Origin of the sequence: Ruminococcus flavefaciens (assembly GCF_900108555.1) — a bacterium.
GTDB lineage: Bacteria > Bacillota > Clostridia > Oscillospirales > Ruminococcaceae > Ruminococcus > Ruminococcus flavefaciens_P.
The window spans coordinates 204,804-223,069 of the sequence record NZ_FNWV01000005.1 but is presented as its reverse complement, the minus strand read 5'-3'; the positions used below and the strand labels follow the sequence as shown (position 1 = coordinate 223,069).

The following is an 18,266-nucleotide window of genomic DNA, read 5'->3' as shown; positions in this document are numbered from 1 at the left end:
AGTATTCAAACTATTACATATAGTGTAAATATTAATATAGTGGGCTCTTGCATATATTTTTTTGTAAAAGAAAGAACTTTTTTTGTCAAAAGTTCCGATTTTGAACCAAACTATTGGAATTATGAGAGATATGTGCTATAATGACTCTTGTATTTATATTTTATAAGGTAAACGGTGCCTTCCTGCTTCGGTACGGAAGGGTAAAAGGGAAGCAGGTGTGATACCTGAACGATCTCGTCACTGTGATCAGGCAGCATTTTTCCATGTGCTTGCGTACAGCCACTGTGTAATAACGGGAAGGCGGAAAAATGTGCTATTGCCTGTAAGTCAGGAAACCTGCCGCTTATCGGTACATGGGGTAATTCCCAGGATCACGAGGCATTGATCGTACCATTGCTGCCCGTAATATCAACGGGTTTATTATTATGCCTTCTGCCTGTGCAGAAGGTTTTTTGCGCACGACCTATGTCTCCTGAAAAAACAGGAGGAAAAGAAAATGAAAATGAGAAGAATGATCGCAGCAGCTGCTGCACTTACACTTACTGCTGCTTGCTTCACTTCATGCGGTGACAGCGAAAAGAAGGACAGCGGAAATACTGCTGCTACAGAAGCAACTACAACTGCTGTAACAACTGAGGCTGATACTACCGAAGCTACAGAAGCTGAAACTACTACTGAGGCTGAGGAAGAGGACGATGAAGAGAACTACGATACAGGTGATGCTTCACTTGATAACATCAGAAATCAGGACGAGATCGGTGACAGTGAGCTCCTCGTTATAAGCTTCGGTACAAGCTTCAACGACAGCCGCCGTCTTACTATCGGTGCTATCGAGAATGCTCTCGAAAAGGCATTCCCTGATTACTCTGTACGCCGCGGTTTCACAGCTAATATCGTTATAGATCATGTTAACAAGAGAGACGGTATCCTCATTGATGATATAGATGCTGCTCTTAAAAGAGCTGTTGACAATAAGGTAAAGACTCTCGTTGTTCAGCCTACTCACCTTATGAACGGTCTTGAGTATGAGGAAGTTACAGGAAAGATAGCTGAATACTCAGACGCTTTTGATAAGGTAGTTATCGGTGAGCCGCTCCTTACAAGCGATGATGACTTTGCTAAGGTAGAGAAGGCTATCACAGACTGGACTAAGGAGTATGATGACGGTGAGACTGCTATCTGCTTCATGGGACATGGTACAGAGGCTGAGTCAAATGCTGTATATCAGAAGATGCAGGATCTTCTTACAGCTGACGGCTTCAAGAATTACTACGTAGGTACTGTTGAGGCTACACCTTCTGTTGAAGATGTTCTTGCAAAGGTAAAGGAAGGAAACTACAAGAAGGTAGTCCTTGAGCCTCTCATGGTAGTTGCAGGCGATCACGCTAACAATGATATGGCAGGCGACGAAGAGGATTCATGGAAGTCGATATTCCTTGCTGAAGGCTATGACGTTGAGTGTGTACTGAGAGGTCTCGGTGAGAACGAAGATATCCAGAAGATATACGTTGAACACGCTCAGAAGGCTATCGACTCTGTAAAGTAAGAAAAAGTTAAATTGAAATTGCAGCCGGCTTTATGTCGGCTGCTTCATTAAGAGGTAATTGATATGTATAAAAAATATGCTGTAGTATCACTTTTATTAACAGCTGCTGTACTGACTTCATGCGGCAATAAGAATAATTCATCTGAGTCTGAGGCAAAGACTACAACTGCTGCTGTTGAGACTACAACAGAAGCGGAAACAACTACTACTGCTGCTGAGACCGAAGCAGAAACAACTACAGAACAGGTCACTGCACCTCAGCAGGAGGTCGGATATGAGGGCATGGTCGCTGTTGAAGCTGATAAGCTCAAAGACGGTGAGTACGATATAAATGTTGATTCAAGCTCGTCAATGTTCAAGATAACCGAATGTAAGCTTACAGTTGCAGACGGTAAGATGACTGCAAAGATGACTATGAGTGGAAGCGGCTATGAGTACCTATTCATGGGTACAGGCGAAGATGCAGCAAAGGCTTCCGAAAGCGATTACATCAATGCAGAGGAGAGCGGCGATGCAGTGGCTTTCACTGTGCCTGTTGAAGCTCTTGACAAGGAGATAGACTGTGCGGCTTTCAGCAAGCGCAAGGAACAGTGGTACGACAGAAAGCTTGTATTCCGTGCTGATTCGCTGTCAGATGAGGCTTTCTATGAAAGCAGATATAATACTGTTGAGTCTCTCGGTATCAAGGACGGAGAATACAATGTCGATGTAAAGCTTGAAGGCGGCTCGGGAAAAGCATCTGTTGTTTCGCCTGCAAAGCTTACAGTCAAGGACGGAAAGGCTGCTGCTGAAATTATCTGGAGCAGCAACAAGTACGATTACATGATAGTCGATGATGAGAAGATACTGCCTGTAAGTACAGAGGAATTCTCAATATTCGAGATACCTGTTACAGGCTTTGATTACAAGATGCCCGTTAAGGCTGATACTACAGCTATGAGCACTTCTCACGAGATCGAATATACTCTTTTCTTTGATTCTTCCACAATAACCGAATAAAATGCTTAAACGTATATTTTGCGGAGCTGCGGCTTTAGTTCTGCTTGCAGGCTGCGGCAGTAAAAAAAGTAAAGCCGATGTTTCTCACGGCGGAAAAATGCTGGAGCTGAAATATGCTCGGCAGTTTTCGGCGGAGTATATCGACAACGACTGTGTGCTTGTAACCATTGCTGATGACAAATATGTTATCGTGCCCGAGAACGGTGATGCTCCGAAGTCGGCAGGTGATGCTGTAGTTATTCAGCAGCCCGTGGATAATGTGTACAATGCGGCTTCTTCTGCTATGGACCTCATTGACGGAGCAGGTGCGCTTGATGATGTGACTATGACTTCCACAAAGTATGATGACTGGAGCTTGCAGAATATCCGTGACAGGATAGACAGCGGCGATATCACCTATATCGGCAAGTACAGTGCTCCCGATTATGAGGCTCTGCTTGAAGAAGAATGCGGACTTGCGATCGAGTCTACCATGATATATCACAGTCCCGAAGTCAAGGAGCAGATAGAAGCTCTCGGTATACCTGTTCTTGTTGAGCGGTCAAGCTACGAAAAAGATCCTCTCGGAAGAATGGAGTGGATAAAGCTTTACGGCATACTCTTTAACTGCGAGGAGCAGGCACAGAAGCTGTTTGATAATAAGACAAAGCAGATAGAAGAGATACTCACGGAAGAAAATACAGGCAGAAAGGCTGCGTTTTTCTATATCAACTCCGCAGGCGGTGTGGTAGTCCGCAAGCCGTCTGATTACGTTCCCGAAATGATGAGAATGGCAGGGGGAGGCTACATCTTTACCAATGATGACCTGAAAACCGACGAGAACGCACTTTCTTCCATGACTATTCAGCCTGAGTCATTTTATGAGAAGGCTTGTGATGCTGATATTATTTTCTATAACAGCGATATCACAGGCGGTGTGGCAAGTATAGATGATATTAAAAAAAAATATCCTCTGCTCAGGGATTTCAAGGCTGTGAAAAACGGCGAGGTATGGTGTACTGAAAAGAATATATTTCAGCAGACTACCGGTGCTGCGGATATGATAAAGGAGTTTCACAGCGTTTTCAAGGGTGAAGCTGATGACAAAATGAATTTTATGTATCGTCTGGAGTGATAATGATGAAAGTTCAGTGGCAGCGTATGATATGGGGATATATTATCCTCACTGTTATGCTTGTTTTCCTTGCAGTATTGAATATATGTGCAGGAAGTGCGGATATATCCGTTCAGAGAATGATAAATGCGCTCCGCGAACCTGACACGGACAAGGCAGCGTACAATATAATAACAGGACTGAGACTTCCGCGAACTGCTGCGGCTGTTATCCTTGGAGGAGCTTTGTCTGTTTCGGGATTTTTACTTCAGAATTTCTTTGCAAACCCTATTGCAGGTCCATATATCCTCGGTATATCGTCAGGTGCAAAGCTTATGGTTGCACTGCTCATGGTATTCTCATTGTCACAGGGATTTGCTGTGAATTCATTCGGCATGGTCTCGGCGGCTTTTGTGGGTTCAATGATATCAATGGGGATAATCCTGCTCATATCGGGCAAGGTAAAGCGTATGTCCGTGCTTATAGTATGCGGTGTAATGATAGGATATATATGCTCGGCAATTACCGAGCTTGTGGTGAATTTCTCCGATGACTCCAATATCGTTAATCTGCATAACTGGTCAATGGGAAGCTTTTCTGGTATCGGAAAAGGCGATGTGCTGACTTCGGCAGCTATCGTTTTCCCTGCCTGTATACTTGCTTTTCTGCTGTCAAAGCCTATGAACGCTTATCAGCTGGGTGAGGAATATGCAGTAAATTCGGGAGTACATATAAAAGCCTTCAGAGCTTCGCTGATACTGCTTTCAAGTGTGCTTTCCGCCTGCGTTACAGCTTTTGCAGGCCCTGTTTCCTTTGTGGGTGTTGCAGTACCGCATATCATAAAAAGCGGCTTCGGTACTGCAAAGCCTATACGCATACTGCCTGCCTGTTTTCTCGGCGGTGCGGTGTTCTGTCTGCTGTGTGACCTGATAACGAGGACGCTTTTTGCACCTACAGAGCTGAGTATCAGCACAGTAACAGCTGTATTCGGTGCGCCTGTGGTAATATATATGCTTCTTCACAAGGAAAGGAGAGGCGGAAATGAATGAGATAATGCTGAGTACAAAGGCTCTTTCGGCAGGCTATGCCAAAAAGGTCATAGTTGAGGGTATTGAGATAAATGCGGAGCAGGGGAAGATACTGACTCTCATAGGTCCTAACGGTGCTGGAAAATCAACTATACTTAAAACTATTTGCCGACAGCTTATCCCCCTCGGCGGTGCTGTTTATATCGGAAAAGACAAGCTCAAGGAACTTAGCGGCAATCAGCTTGCAAGGTCTGTGTCGGTTCTTCTTACAGGCAGAGTAAAGACCGAATATATGCGCTGCATAGATGTTGTTGAAACAGGACGTTATCCCTATACGGGCAGGCTGGGAGTGCTGTCCGACAAGGACAGGGAAAAGGTAAGGGAAGCACTCAGGCTCGTTGATGCTGAGGATATCGCTGAATGTGACTTCGACAGGATAAGCGATGGTCAGCGTCAGAGGATAATGCTTGCAGGTGCTATCTGCCGTGAGCCTGATATCCTTATACTTGATGAGCCCACAACATTTCTCGATATAAAGTATAAGCTGGAGCTTATGAAGATACTGAAAAAGCTTGCTGACGAGCGTCATATAGCCGTTATCATGTCGCTCCATGAGCTGGAGCTGGCTCAGCGCATTTCCGATACTATCATATGTATCAAGGGTAAAGGTATCTATCGCACAGGTACTCCACAGGAAATATTCTCCGGCGGCTGTATTGAGGAGCTTTACGGTGTCGAAAAGGGAAGCTTCTGCGAAGCCTATGGTTCACCTGAGCTTGGAAAGCTCACTTCCGCTCCCACGGTATTCGTTATAGGAGGCGGCGGAAGTGCCATTGCTCTGTACCGCAGTCTGCGCCGAAAGGGTATCGCTTTTGCGGCAGGTATAATCCATGAGAATGATATCGAATATCCCGTTGCAGCTGCTCTTGCTTCGGAGCTTGTATCGGAGCAGGCTTTTGAAGCTGTCTCAGATGTGAAATATGAGAAAGCATTTGAACTTATGAGAAGCTGCGGAAACGCTGTTTGTACACTGAAAAGCTTCGGCACTATGAATGAAAAATGCAGGCAGCTCATGGCTGAAGCTGAAAAAATGGGCATTTTAAGAGGTATAGAGTCATATGAGTGATAAGTCGCTGCTTACTAAAAAGATAGTTGTGCTGCCGTTGACTATGCTGTGCTGTTTGCTGTGGGGAAGTGCTTTCCCGTGCATAAAGCTTGGCTGCGGATATTCCCATATATCCGCAGATGATACTGCTGCACAGATATTGTATGCGGGTCTGAGATTTACTCTCGCAGGGATACTTGCGCTTGTTATCGGCAGTATAATTGAGAAAAAGCCTCTTGTTGCGAAAAAAAGTTCATTTCCTAAAGCTGCAAAGCTGTCACTTTTTCAGACCATACTTCAATATACATTTTTCTATATCGGACTTACAAGGAGCACAGGCATGAAAAGCTCGGTCATTACGGCTTCAAATGTGTTTCTGTCTATTATTGTTGCTGCTCTGGTATTTCGTACCGAGAAGCTTACTTTACGTAAAATAGCAGGCTGTCTTATCGGCTTTTCGGGGGTTGTGCTCATAAATCTCAGCGGTATAGGCGGAGGTTTCAGATTTACTGGTGAGGGCTTTGTGTTCCTGTCCGCGCTGTCCTATGCATTTTCGGCAGGACTTATCAAACGTTATTCACATACTGAGGATACGGTGCTGCTAAGTGGCTGGCAGTTCGTTATAGGCGGCATTTTTATGACTGTCGTCGGTTCTATTTCAGGCGGAAGGGTAACGATCACTAATACCAAAGCAGTTCTTATGCTGGTTTATCTTGCATTCGTTTCTGCGGCTGCGTTTTCAATATGGGGAGTACTGCTGAAACATAATCCCGTTTCAATGATATCGGTTTTTGGGTTTATGAACCCTGTTTTCGGCGTAATACTCTCATATCTTCTCTTATCCGAGAAGAGTGAGGCAGGTCCTTATAAGGTAGCGGCTGCACTTATTCTTGTTGCCGCAGGTATCATTATCGTGAATATTTCACCTCTACAAAAAGATAAAGAAAAAGCAGCATGATAAGTGCTGTTTTTTTGTTTCTTGCTTTTGTAGCATTTATGTGCTATAATACAAATAAAGTTTATTTGAACGGAGTTGTGGTGACTTGAATAAAATATTACTTGTAGAAGATGATAAGGAAATAATCGCAAACCTTACGGAATACCTTTCGGGAGAAGGCTTCAGCGTAAAAAACGCCAACGGACAGACAAAGGCTCTTGAAATGGTGGAAAACGAACCTTTTGATCTTGTGCTCCTTGATGTTTCTCTTGCTGAGGGAAACGGCTTTGCTGTATGCTCGGCTATAAAATCCAATACCTGTATACCTGTTATATTCCTTACTGCTTCGGGTGACGAATTCAGTACTGTTACAGGCTTCGACCTTGGTGCAGATGATTATATTGCCAAGCCCTTCCGTCCCCGTGAACTTGTTTCGCGTATCAAAAATATTCTGAGACTTACCGGAAGTACGGGTACTGTTGCTCAGCTCGGAGATGTGCTTGTGGATACTGTTAAGGGTACTGCAACCAAAAATGGTAAAGACCTCTTCCTTTCCGCACTTGAATACAGATTGCTCCTTGTGTTCATTAATAACAGGGGAGCTGTTATGACACGTACAAAGCTGCTTGAGTCCATATGGGATATAGCAGGAGAATTTGTCAATGATAATACGCTTACCGTCTATATAAAGCGTCTGAGAGAAAAAATAGAGGACGATCCGCAAAATCCAACGATCATAAAGACTGTAAGAGGTATGGGGTACAGAGTTGACTTATGATGAAGCTTTTGAGAAATATTGAAGTTTTTCGTTCTGTCATTGCTTTCCTCATTCTTTCGCTTGCGGCTGTTATTGCTGTATGGATATATGATGACAGATTTCTTATCCCTGTGATCTTACTGTGCGGAGGATTTACTGCTATACATTTCTTAACTGTTTTTTTCAGATACAGAAAGATATCACAGCTCACCAGCAATATTGACAGGATACTTCATGAAAATGAGAATATATGCCTTGAGGATTACAACGAAGGTGAACTTGCTCTACTTCAGAGCGAGATACATAAAATGACTGTAAGACTTCGTGAACAGCAGTCTAAACTTATTGAGGACAAGGTATATCTTGCGGATTTTCTTGCCGATGTTTCGCATCAGATTAGAACTCCGCTCACTTCAATAAATATACTTGTTTCTATGTTGGCTGAGCCTGATATATCATTTGAGAAGCGCGAACAGACAGTTCATAAGCTTTACGGGCTTCTTTCACGTATCGACTGGCTCATTAATGCACTTTTGAAAATGTCAAAAATAGATGCAGGTACAGTAAAATTCCACGGAGAAAAAATAACCATGCAGCAGCTCCTCGAAAAGGCTTGTATGCCTGTAAGAGTACCTATCGAACTGCATTGTCAGGAGTTTGTGGTCGAAGCGGACGGAGAGCTTGAATGTGATGTAGCGTGGAGCTGTGAAGCTATAGGAAATATCGTGAAGAACTGTATGGAGCATACTCCCGACGGCGGTACTATAAAGGTCGTTGGCAGTGAAAATGCGCTTTATTCGGAAATAGTTATCACTGACAGCGGCAGCGGTATCGACGCTGAGGACCTTCCACATATCTTTGAACGCTTCTATAAGGGACGTGCTTCTGAGGATAAGGGCGGATTTGGTATCGGTCTTGCACTTGCACGTATGATCATCACGGGACAGAACGGCACTTTGAAAGCGGAGAATTACAGCGAAGGTGCAATGTTTACGATCAGATTTTATAAAGGTACGGTTTAAGGCAGTTGATCCTGCCTTTTTCTTTTGTGACGGATTTGTTATTTTCAAGTCACTGAATAGTCATCTTGACGTGATAGAATGTATACAGAAACTCAGAAAGGGTGTGTCTTAATGGAAATATTAAAAGTTGAAAATCTTTGCAAGACTTACGGAAACGGTGAAAATGAAGTTCGTGCGCTTGATAATGTAAGCTTTTCAGTAGAAAAAGGTGAATTTGTTGCAATAATCGGTCCTTCGGGTTCAGGTAAATCAACTCTGCTGCATATCCTCGGAGGCGTTGACAAGCCTACTTCGGGAAAAGTATTTATGGACGGAAATGATGTTTACTCTCAGAATGATGAGCAGCTTGCGATCTTCAGACGCAGACAGGTGGGACTTATTTATCAGTTCTACAATCTTATCCCTGTATTGAATGTGACAGAGAATATTACTCTTCCTGTTCTTATGGACGGTCAGAAGGTCAACGATAAACGTCTGAAAGAGCTTATTGAGACTTTGAAGCTTAACGGCCGTGAGGAACATCTTCCCAATCAGCTCTCAGGCGGTCAGCAGCAGCGTGTGTCGATCGGAAGAGCACTGATGAATGCTCCTGCTGTCGTTCTCGCTGATGAACCTACAGGAAATCTTGACAGCAAGAACAGTCAGGAGATAGTTGATATGCTGAAACTCTCAAATCAGAAATACGATCAGACTCTTATTATAATTACTCACGATGAGAATATCGCATTGCAGGCTGACAGGATAATTGCTATTGAAGATGGCAAGATCACTCGTGACGAGGTGATACGCAAATGAATGTATTCAGCAAAGTAACAGTACAGTCACTGAAAAAGAACAGAACAAGGACTATCGTGACAATTATCGGCATCATACTTTCAACAGCTCTTATCTGTGCGGTAACTACTTCTATCGCTTCTGTTCAGAAGTATGCCGTTAGCTATTATGAGTATGTTGAAGGAAAATGGCACGGACTTGTCAGCGGAAGTGATGTGGATACTTATAATAAAATAAAAAGCTCAGATAAAGTCTCAGACGCAGGAAGTCTCAGCTATATCGGATATGCGGATATAGGCAGCATAAACGAATACAAGCCATATCTTTATATAAGCGGATTTGAAGAGAGTATTGACGGACTTATCCCTGTTCATCTTAAATCAGGACGTATGCCTCAGAACAGAAATGAGATAATACTTCCAGAGCATCTCGATGAAAACGGCGGAGTGTCCTATAAAGTCGGCGATAAGTTAACTCTTGAAGTAGGCGACAGAAAGCTCGACTTGGAAAAGATGGCTGAATTAGGTATAGATTCAGAAGAAAACGTTGCTGCTTATGATGATGACAGCGTTGTTCTTACACAAAATAGCCCTATGTATGCTTTTGACACTAATGATAATATGGTTTTTAAAACTGAATACATTGATGTAAAAGAAACAATGGAATTTACAGTTGTAGGTACATATGAGCGTCCTGAGTTCGAGCAGTACTTTGCTCCCGGATATACAGCACTTACTGTTGCTGATGATATAGATGATAATGCGGAAGTCAGCATATATTACCGCATGAAGAATGGTAAGGACATATACGACTTCATAAAGGATAACGATATTGGCGGAAGAACTCACAGTGATATACTTATGCTTACAGGTGTTTCAAGATATGAAAGCTTCTACAGTGTTGTTATCGGATTGGCAGCTATAATCATTGGGCTTATAATGTTCGGCTCAATAATGCTCATATATAATGCTTTTTCCATTTCTGTTTCGGAGAGAACAAAGCAGTTCGGTCTGCTTTCCTCGATCGGTGCTACAAAGAAGCAGCTGAAAAAAATGGTCAGATTTGAGGCGTTTGCATTAAGTGTTATCGGTATTCCTTTGGGTATTATCCTTGGTGTTGTCGGTATGTGGATAACATTCCTCGCTATCGGAAGCAGATTTGTTGCTTTTTCAAATAACAGCTATCCGGAACCTCTGCGTGTGTGTGTTTCACCTGTTGCTATACTCGCAGCCTGTGTGATCGCTTTTATCACTATATCTATATCCGCATGGATACCTTCAAAAAGAGCGACTAAGATATCTGCTGTTGAAGCTATCAGACAGAATTCGGATATAGTCCAGAAAAAGTATATCAAGACTCCTAAGTTCATTACAAAAATATTCGGACTTCCCGGTATGCTGGCTCATAAGTACTTCAAGCGCAGCAAAAAGAAGTACCGCGCAACAGTTATCAGCCTTTTTATGAGTATTGTTCTGTTCATATCAGCTTATTCCTTTACTGCTTATCTGGTAAGCGCAGTCAAGGATACACATGATACTATGGGTATGGATTACACATATTCAATATTCAGTACGACCGACCTCAATGATATTTCAGCTGAAAGGATCAATGATATCATAAAGAATACAGATCATATCACTGATTCAACATTTATTGAATATGATAATATGGAAGTATCTATCGACAGCAAGTATCTTAAAGATGATGTTGCCATAAATGGATTTGTCATGGACAAAACAGACTATATGCCGTCAGAAAACGGAAAGAAATATACAGATATGGATATCTTCTTTGTAGATGATAGATCTTTCCGAGAGTTTGCAAAATACTGCAATGCCGATCCTGATGATTTCTTTGGCAAGAACGCCCTTAATGGTATAGTTCTTGATAATGTACTGTATTTTGACGGAGAGTCTGAGAAAATGAAGCGTTTGAAAATGTTCAAAGATTCTGAATTTGAGATGAGCACTCGCTTATATGATAAAAAAGAAGGGTATTATTTCAACCAGATTGATGATAAAGGAAATGCAGTTTATGTTGAGGCAGATGCTTATGAGGTAAACGATGATAATACCATAAAGTTCCCTGTTGATGATTGCAGTAATGAGATATCCATACATATAAGTGCAGTTACAGATAAAAGACCGTTTTTCATTTATTCTGATGTTCAGTCTATAGTTTTCCCGTTAAGCAGCTACAAAACCTTATACGGCGACAGTGAAGAACAAACATTGAACCGCTTTGAATTCTGCATAAAATCTGATGATATTTACGAGGGATTTGAGGCACTTAAAACTTCATTAAAGAATAACGGACTTTCAACTGAGGGATTGTATAACTATGCAGATGAGGCTGAGTCAAACAGAAGTATGATACTTATTATCAAGGTCTTTGCTTACGGTTTTATCATATTGATATCACTGATCGCAGCAGCTAATGTATTCAACACCATAACTACCAATATCAGCCTGAGAAGGAGAGAATTCGCAATGCTCAGGTCTGTGGGAATGACTTCAAAAGGCATGAGAAAAATGCTGAATTTTGAGTGTATCCTGTATGGTACAAAGGCACTCCTCTATGGTCTGCCAATGTCGGCAGTTGTTACATATCTTATATATCGCGCTGTAAATCAAGGCGTAGATACGGAGTTCTTTATTCCGTGGACAGCCGTTATTGTTGCAGTTCTCAGTGTTTTCGTTGTAGTTTTCTCAACTATGATGTTCTCGATGATAAAGATCAGAAAGGATAATACCATAGATGCACTGAAAAATGAAAACCTGTAAAAGAAAGACCTTCCGTTATGGAAGGTCTTTTTCAGCTGCTTTTTCGGAAATTTTTGTCTGTAAGTATCCTTGCGAATATTAGTCCGATAGGAAGTGCCATAACGATAAGAATTGCCTTTGTGAGCCATAGTCCGCCTGTTGAGATGTCGTTCAAAGCAATGTAGTATATCGCCTTATACATGAACATACCGGGTACCATGATCACTATCGACGGAACAGTAAGGGTTATACGCGGATATCCTATGCGGTGCTTTATTGCAGATGCCATAAGACCTGCGCTGAGAGCACCGATAAATGCGGCGAGTCCTACGTGTATGCCGAAAATATCTATAAGTTCAAGACGCAGGGTATTTGCTATCATGCCGATAACGCCTGCAAGGGCTGCCATTTTGCGTTTGCTGTTGAACATGAGTGAAAAGCCGTAGACTCCGCAGAAGCTTGTAAGCATTATAAGGCAGAAGCGGAGCAGGGGAGATATATTGTATTCAACGAAATCCTGTGGGTGAAAATTGAAAATAAGTGCGCTTACCCAGCCTGTGAGCGTAGCCATTATGATAATAAGGAGTGCATACGTTATTCTTTCTATGCCTGATCTTAGGTCGAGCTTCGAGAGGTCGATACCGCCTGTAATAAGCGGAAATCCCGGGATAACAAACAGCATTGAACATATATATCCTGCCTGATGAACTGCCGATACGTCAAAAAGCATCTCTGCCAGTTTTATAAAAAGCACATATGTACAGCAGGCAGATGCAACGCCTGCGGCTACGTTTGCAAAAAGGGTGATATGCCTTTCAAGCAGAAGCTTTCTCACAAAATTGCCTATTCCTGCACCGAAGAATGCACATATCATCTCAGCAGGTCCTCCTCCGAGAAGAAAGGTGAAAGCACAGCAGGCGAGTGCAGAGGCGAGACCTAAGTTCCAAGCCTTATAATTGCCTTTCATATCCTGAAATTTGTCAAGTATCATATGGAACTGATGTACCGAATACTTTCCTGCACGTTCTGCAAAGCAGTCAGCAAAATTTTCTAGCTCGTTCAGTTTATCTGTATTTACACCTGTGGTATTCAGCGAGATAGCATTTGTATACATCTCTCCGCCGCTGATACAGGTATATTCTATCGACAGCAGACCGATATCCGCATTGCAGGTGATGTTGAGAGCACGGGCTATCTTGTTCATAGATGCTCTTACTCTCCATGCGCCTGTTCCCACCGAAAGCATCATCAGCCCGACTCTGCCTACGAGAGTAGCCTTTTCTTTCAGCGAGGCATTAATGGCAGGTTCAGAGCTTTCGCTGTCAACGATCTCATGCCAGTTTATGGACATATGCTGTTTTCTGAATTTACTCATAAATACTCTCCTTATGTAATTTGTTGAGCCAATTTTATATTATAACACATTCACAATGAAAAATCAAGAAAAATAAAACGGAAGAAATGCCTTCCGTTTTAGTGATAGTTTATATAATGTTATTTTTTATAGCAAACACAGCAAGCTGTGTACGGTCCTTCATTCCGAGTTTTTCGAGAAGTCTGGAAATACCGTTGCGCACTGTACCTTCGGCAAGGAAAAGCTTTGAGGCTATCTCTCTGTTGTCGTAGCCCTCGCATATAAGACGGATAAAATCTATCTCACGGTCGGTAAGATCGAAGTTCTTTGCGTCCTGCTGTACAACGACATCTTTCTTTATGGAGCGGAAAATATTATTGCAGAATACGTTTATGCCGCCTGATACTGCCTTTATAGAGTTGATTATCTTGTCGTTATCCATTTCCTTGAGAATATAACCGTCAGCACCGCTTGCGATAGCTTTGTCAACAGTTTCCTTGTCGTCAAAAGTTGTGAGTACGAGGACCTTTATATCGGGAAGAGTGTCCTTGATCTTTCTTGTGCCGTATCCTCCGTCGTAATCAGGCATACGCATATCCATGAGGACTACATCAGGTCTCAGTCTTATGCTCATTTCGTACGCTTCTTTACCGTCGGAAGCTTCTCCTACAACATTGATCTCACTGTCACCCGAAAGGACAGCTTTAAGTCCTGTTCGGAGTATTTTTACATCATCAGCTATAATTACATTTATCATTTCTCCACCCCATCTATCGGTATTTTTATTATTGTATTGAACCCTTCATTTTTTACAGAGGAAAACCTCACACTTCCTCCCAAAGCTTCTGTTCGTTCACGGATACCTCTCAGTCCGTTATGCTCGGAAATACTGTCACAGCCTTTTCCGTTGTCGAGTATGTACATCTCTATGGCTTTATCAAGGAACTTGATTATAACGTCTATCCTTGATGCCTCGGAATATCTAAGAGCATTTGTTATTGTCTCGCGGCAGTTATCATACATCTCCTTTATGCAGAAGCTGTGTCTCTCGTCTTCATCACCCTGTATGCAAAGCTCGATATCTACGCCTCTTACGGCTGTGATAACGGTCTGTACTGCGCTTGTGACCGATTTCATGAATTCATCGTCGCGTAGATTGTTTATGGTACATCTGAGCTGTGTTACGCCGCTTCGTGAAAGTCCGTCGATCTCGGAAATACTCTCAAGCATTTTTACTTTGTCAGGGTTTTGCTGTTCGGCATCGTATTTGAGTATTCTTGCCAGAGAGCTTATCATTGTAAAGGTATGACCTGCCGAGTCATGCATCTCCTGCGCTATCCTGTTGCGTTCCTGTTCAAGGCTGAGCTTTTTTTCTGCTTTGGCAAGATCGTGGTATTCGGTAACATTATTGATAGTTATTACGCGCGCAACATCATTACCGCTGTTGTTCTGGCAGTATCTCTGCTTTATGTTGTAATACTCGTTTTCGTATTTCAGCTCCATAAGGCTGAAATCGCTTGGTATCTCCTCGTTCATCATTTCGGATATGAGCCGCATGAATTCATAGGAAGTATTTACATCCTTTAAAAAGGGGATATTCTCAGAAAACTTGTTTTTGTAGGTTATCCTGTTGTTGTTGTCAAAGATCATTACTCCGCTGTCAATATTATTTATAGTTTCGCGGATAGCTATGCTGTTGATATTGAGCAGTCCGTATCGTCCGAGGGCTATAATTATAAGTATACTTGATATTCCGAAGAACAACGGTGTAAGTGTAACCTTTGAATGAAAAACTCCCGTGAGAGAAAGAGTATTTACTCCGAGGGGGATAGCTGCTGAAAGGATCAGCAGAAAGGACTGCTTTGTTATCTGCGATGAGTTTCTTGTATGCTTCAGGCAGATTATTGTAATACCTGTGACTATGCATACATAGTATATTACCTGATATACGTAGAAAAGAGGTCCGTACGTAAAGCGTTTGTCTACAAACGAGTCGTAGTAGAGATGATGTATCGGATTAGTCAGTACTACGCATACCGCAGATATTGTAATAAGGGGCAGCAGCCAGAGAAAACGAGGCTTTTTCTTGGAACTGAAGGTGTACTCCTGAGACAGCCACAGCCATAAAGGTCCGAAGCAGCTTATTCCGAGATTGCCTATTACATAGCTTATCCAGAATTGCTGTTTTGTGTATGAAAACAATATAAGTATCTCAGATATCAGCCATAGAACTATCGAAAGCTGGCAGCTCAGAAAAATGTGAGTAAGTCTGTTGCTGTTGCCGCGGCGAAGTACCCATGTGACCGATACAAGCATACCGCACAGTCCGAGTATAAGAAGTACGGCGGAAACCATTGTTGACGTAGTAATGCACCTCCATAAACAAAAATCATATATTTATTATAACACATGAGATGTTTTTAGGCAATATTTTTTTGTAAAAAATATGCCGAATTATAAGCGGTGCAATGCAGAAGTTATCATGAAAAAATAGAGAGTCCTCTTTAAAAAAGGGGACTCTCATTAATAAGCATAAAAGCTTTTATACATTTCTGCACATAGGTGCGGCTTTTATCATACGTTGTAGATGATCTCTGAATAAGCGGGGATAGGCCACTTTGCAGCAGGCATATTGAGCTCGATCTCGTCTGCGATGCTTCTCATGATATCCATTTCAGCAAGTACAACATCGTGGAAGAATTCAGCCTGCTTCTGGATACCGCTTACAGCGTTTGCTTCATTTACTCTCTGTTCGAGTCTCTCGATAGACTCATAGAAGCGGTCAGCAAGGTCATTGAGCTTATTTGCGATCTTTTCATCAGTTTTGCTTGTAAAGCCTATCTGCTTCTTTGTAGCGATAGATTCGCAAAGAGTCTGAACGTATTCCATAGTAGCAGGAAGAAGCTGCTTTCTTGCCATTTCTACCATTGTACGTGCTTCGATACGGATAGTCTTTGAGTACTTTTCAAGGTGGATCTCAGTTCTTGCAGCTACCTCATTCTGGTTGTATATCTCAAACTTGCGGAAGATGCGCACATTCTTCTCATCAGTATAGTGAGGCATACAGTCAACAGTTGAAGCATAGTTTGGAAGTCCTCTTCTTTCAGCTTCCTTTACCCATTCAGCAGAATAGCCGTCACCGTTGAATATAATTCTTCTGTGATCCTTGATAACGCTCTTGAGGAGCTTTCTTACCTCTGCATCGAAATTATCCTTGCCCTTGAATGGTTCAAGAATTTCAGTGAACTGACTGAGCTCCTCACACATGATAGTATTGAGAAGAACATTAGGACAAGCGATATTATCGGAAGAACCTACCATTCTGAATTCAAAGCGGTTTCCTGTGAAAGCAAAAGGAGAAGTTCTGTTTCTGTCTGTGGAATCCTTAGGGAATGAAGGGAGTGCGTCAACACCTATCTTGAAAGCACGAGTCTTTGTCTTATACTCTGTATCGTCCTCTATAGCCTGTAATACAGCTTCAAGCTCTTCACCGAGGAACATGGATACGATAGCAGGGGGAGCTTCATCTGCACCGAGTCTGTGGTCATTTCCTGCGGAAGCAGCAGAAAGTCTCATAAGATCTGCGTACTCGTCAACTCCCTTGATAAGAGCACAGAGTATAGTAAGGAACTGGAGATTATCCATAGGAGTATCTCCGGGATCGAGAAGGTTCTGACCGTCATTTGTGGACATAGACCAGTTGTTGTGCTTACCTGAACCGTTTACGCCCTCAAAAGGCTTTTCGTGGAGCAGACAAACAAGTCCGTGTCTGAGAGCTACTTTTTCCATGACCTCCATAGCAAGCTCGTTCTGGTCTGTACCCAAATTGGAGGTAGTGAATATCGGAGCCATTTCGTGCTGTGCAGGTGCAACTTCGTTATGCTTGGTCTTTGAATATATGCCGAGCTTCCAGAGTTCTTCATCAAGATCAGCCATATAAGCAGCTATTCTCGGACGAAGATTTGCGAAATACTGATCGTCAAGATCCTGTCCCTTAGGAGGCTTTGCGCCAAAGAGAGTTCTTCCTGTAAGGATAAGGTCTTCACGCTTGTCGTACATCTTTTTATCAATGATGAAATACTCCTGTTCTGCGCCAACTGTAGAGGTAACTCTTGTAACTCTGTCGTTTCCGAAAAGCTTGAGGAAACGGACAGCAGTCTTGCTGAGAGCCTGCATAGAACGCAGCAGAGGTGTTTTCTTGTCAAGTACTTCACCTGTATAGGATACGAAAACTGTAGGGATATAAAGACTTCCTTCCTTAACGAAGCAGTAAGAAGTCGGATCCCATGCTGTATATCCTCTTGCGGTACTTGTCTGTCTCAGACCGCCTGAGGGGAAAGAAGAAGCATCAGGCTCACCTTTTACAAGCGCCTTGCCCGAGAACTCCATAAGAGCCATTCCGTTTGGTGCGGGACTGATAAAGCAATCATGCTTTTCAGCAGTCGAGCCTGTCATAGGCTGGAACCAGTGAGTGTAATGAGTAGCGCCTCTTTCTATAGCCCATTCCTTTATTGTATTTGCAACAACATCGGCTGTAGCCATATCTGCAAGAGGCTCATTGTTCTGCATAGTCCTCTTGAGAGCTTTATAAACGTTTTTTGGAAGTCTGTTTTTCATTACTTCCTCATTGAACACATTGCAAGCAAAAATTTCGGGGATATTAATTGACATAGAATTTCCTCCTCAGAGCATAGAAGCTCTTAATATACAATACTCCATCATAATTTAAAATTATATCACTCCATCAGCTTTTTGTCAATATAAGGACAGCCTTAACAACATCACTTTTCCATGTTGATACAAAATAACCGCAACTCCATGAGAAAAAAGGTATATTATGACAAGGACGGAGTTTTGTGCAAAAATTGGTATGACAAAAATACTGCCGA

14 protein-coding genes and 1 riboswitch are annotated in these 18,266 nt (G+C 42.4%); of the genes, 10 read left to right on the top strand and 4 right to left on the bottom strand.

From position 1 onward, the window contains the following. The first annotated feature begins 155 nt into the window (after nt 1-155). Nucleotides 156-358: riboswitch (cobalamin riboswitch) on the top strand. Between the two features lie 138 nt (nt 359-496). From BLW60_RS09125 to BLW60_RS09080, 10 genes are all read left to right on the top strand, one after another. Next, entirely contained in the window at nt 497-1,546 is a 1,050-nt protein-coding gene (locus BLW60_RS09125) for a sirohydrochlorin cobaltochelatase (protein WP_074716620.1), read from the top strand. Between the two features lie 63 nt (nt 1,547-1,609). Then, nucleotides 1,610-2,545, top strand: coding sequence for a hypothetical protein (locus tag BLW60_RS09120; RefSeq protein ID WP_074716618.1), 936 nt, complete (start codon nt 1,610-1,612; stop codon nt 2,543-2,545). 1 nt (nt 2,546) lies between these two features. Next, nucleotides 2,547-3,659, top strand: a complete 1,113-nt coding sequence (locus BLW60_RS09115; protein WP_074716616.1) for an ABC transporter substrate-binding protein — start codon at nt 2,547-2,549, stop codon at nt 3,657-3,659. A 5-nt stretch (nt 3,660-3,664) separates the two neighbouring features. Further along, entirely contained in the window at nt 3,665-4,687 is a 1,023-nt protein-coding gene (locus BLW60_RS09110) for a FecCD family ABC transporter permease (protein WP_347496394.1), read from the top strand. Beyond that, nucleotides 4,680-5,792 (top strand): ABC transporter ATP-binding protein, encoded by a 1,113-nt coding sequence (locus BLW60_RS09105; protein ID WP_074716612.1) that lies wholly within the window; start codon nt 4,680-4,682, stop codon nt 5,790-5,792. The genes BLW60_RS09110 and BLW60_RS09105 overlap by 8 nt, the downstream gene beginning before the upstream one ends. Next, nucleotides 5,785-6,729, top strand: a complete 945-nt coding sequence (locus BLW60_RS09100; RefSeq protein ID WP_074716610.1) for a DMT family transporter — start codon at nt 5,785-5,787, stop codon at nt 6,727-6,729. Before BLW60_RS09105 ends, BLW60_RS09100 begins: the two co-directional genes overlap by 8 nt. 85 nt (nt 6,730-6,814) lie before the next feature. Then, a complete protein-coding gene (locus BLW60_RS09095; RefSeq protein ID WP_074716609.1) occupies nt 6,815-7,486 on the top strand; it encodes a response regulator transcription factor in 672 nt (223 codons plus the stop codon). After that, nucleotides 7,483-8,487: a sensor histidine kinase gene (locus BLW60_RS09090; protein WP_074716606.1), complete on the top strand. Its 1,005-nt coding sequence runs from the start codon at nt 7,483-7,485 to the stop codon at nt 8,485-8,487. The genes BLW60_RS09095 and BLW60_RS09090 overlap by 4 nt, the downstream gene beginning before the upstream one ends. 111 nt (nt 8,488-8,598) lie before the next feature. Continuing rightward, nucleotides 8,599-9,282 carry an ABC transporter ATP-binding protein gene (locus tag BLW60_RS09085; RefSeq protein WP_074716604.1) on the top strand — a complete coding sequence of 228 codons (684 nt, stop codon included), beginning with the start codon at nt 8,599-8,601 and terminating at the stop codon, nt 9,280-9,282. Then, on the top strand, nt 9,279-12,044 hold the full coding sequence (locus BLW60_RS09080) for an ABC transporter permease (protein WP_074716602.1): 2,766 nt from the start codon (nt 9,279-9,281) through the stop codon (nt 12,042-12,044). Before BLW60_RS09085 ends, BLW60_RS09080 begins: the two co-directional genes overlap by 4 nt. Nucleotides 12,045-12,075: 31 nt before the next feature. Here BLW60_RS09080 and BLW60_RS09075 read toward each other — a convergent pair whose 3' ends face one another. From BLW60_RS09075 to BLW60_RS09060, 4 genes are all read right to left on the bottom strand, one after another. Next, nucleotides 12,076-13,398 (bottom strand): threonine/serine exporter family protein, encoded by a 1,323-nt coding sequence (locus BLW60_RS09075; RefSeq protein WP_074716600.1) that lies wholly within the window; start codon nt 13,396-13,398, stop codon nt 12,076-12,078. A gap of 109 nt (nt 13,399-13,507) precedes the next feature. Next, nucleotides 13,508-14,134 carry a response regulator gene (locus BLW60_RS09070; protein WP_074716598.1) on the bottom strand — a complete coding sequence of 209 codons (627 nt, stop codon included), beginning with the start codon at nt 14,132-14,134 and terminating at the stop codon, nt 13,508-13,510. Then, nucleotides 14,131-15,732, bottom strand: coding sequence for a sensor histidine kinase (locus BLW60_RS09065; protein ID WP_074716596.1), 1,602 nt, complete (start codon nt 15,730-15,732; stop codon nt 14,131-14,133). The genes BLW60_RS09070 and BLW60_RS09065 overlap by 4 nt, the downstream gene beginning before the upstream one ends. 219 nt (nt 15,733-15,951) lie before the next feature. Then, a complete protein-coding gene (locus BLW60_RS09060; protein WP_074716594.1) occupies nt 15,952-18,048 on the bottom strand; it encodes a glutamine synthetase III family protein in 2,097 nt (698 codons plus the stop codon). Nucleotides 18,049-18,266 lie beyond the last annotated feature (218 nt).

Excerpts from the sequence above, each read along its gene's own strand:
- BLW60_RS09125 (WP_074716620.1), top strand. The coding sequence starts at position 497 with ATGAAAATGAGAAGAATGATCGCAGCAGCTGCTGCACTTACACTTACT.
- BLW60_RS09120 (WP_074716618.1), top strand. The coding sequence starts at position 1,610 with ATGTATAAAAAATATGCTGTAGTATCACTTTTATTAACAGCTGCTGTA.
- BLW60_RS09115 (WP_074716616.1), top strand. The coding sequence starts at position 2,547 with ATGCTTAAACGTATATTTTGCGGAGCTGCGGCTTTAGTTCTGCTTGCA.
- BLW60_RS09110 (WP_347496394.1), top strand. The coding sequence starts at position 3,665 with ATGAAAGTTCAGTGGCAGCGTATGATATGGGGATATATTATCCTCACT.
- BLW60_RS09105 (WP_074716612.1), top strand. The coding sequence starts at position 4,680 with ATGAATGAGATAATGCTGAGTACAAAGGCTCTTTCGGCAGGCTATGCC.
- BLW60_RS09100 (WP_074716610.1), top strand. The coding sequence starts at position 5,785 with ATGAGTGATAAGTCGCTGCTTACTAAAAAGATAGTTGTGCTGCCGTTG.
- BLW60_RS09090 (WP_074716606.1), top strand. The coding sequence starts at position 7,483 with ATGATGAAGCTTTTGAGAAATATTGAAGTTTTTCGTTCTGTCATTGCT.
- BLW60_RS09085 (WP_074716604.1), top strand. The coding sequence starts at position 8,599 with ATGGAAATATTAAAAGTTGAAAATCTTTGCAAGACTTACGGAAACGGT.
- BLW60_RS09080 (WP_074716602.1), top strand. The coding sequence starts at position 9,279 with ATGAATGTATTCAGCAAAGTAACAGTACAGTCACTGAAAAAGAACAGA.
- BLW60_RS09075 (WP_074716600.1), bottom strand. The coding sequence starts at position 13,398 with ATGAGTAAATTCAGAAAACAGCATATGTCCATAAACTGGCATGAGATC.
- BLW60_RS09070 (WP_074716598.1), bottom strand. The coding sequence starts at position 14,134 with ATGATAAATGTAATTATAGCTGATGATGTAAAAATACTCCGAACAGGA.
- BLW60_RS09065 (WP_074716596.1), bottom strand. The coding sequence starts at position 15,732 with ATGGTTTCCGCCGTACTTCTTATACTCGGACTGTGCGGTATGCTTGTA.
- BLW60_RS09060 (WP_074716594.1), bottom strand. The coding sequence starts at position 18,048 with ATGTCAATTAATATCCCCGAAATTTTTGCTTGCAATGTGTTCAATGAG.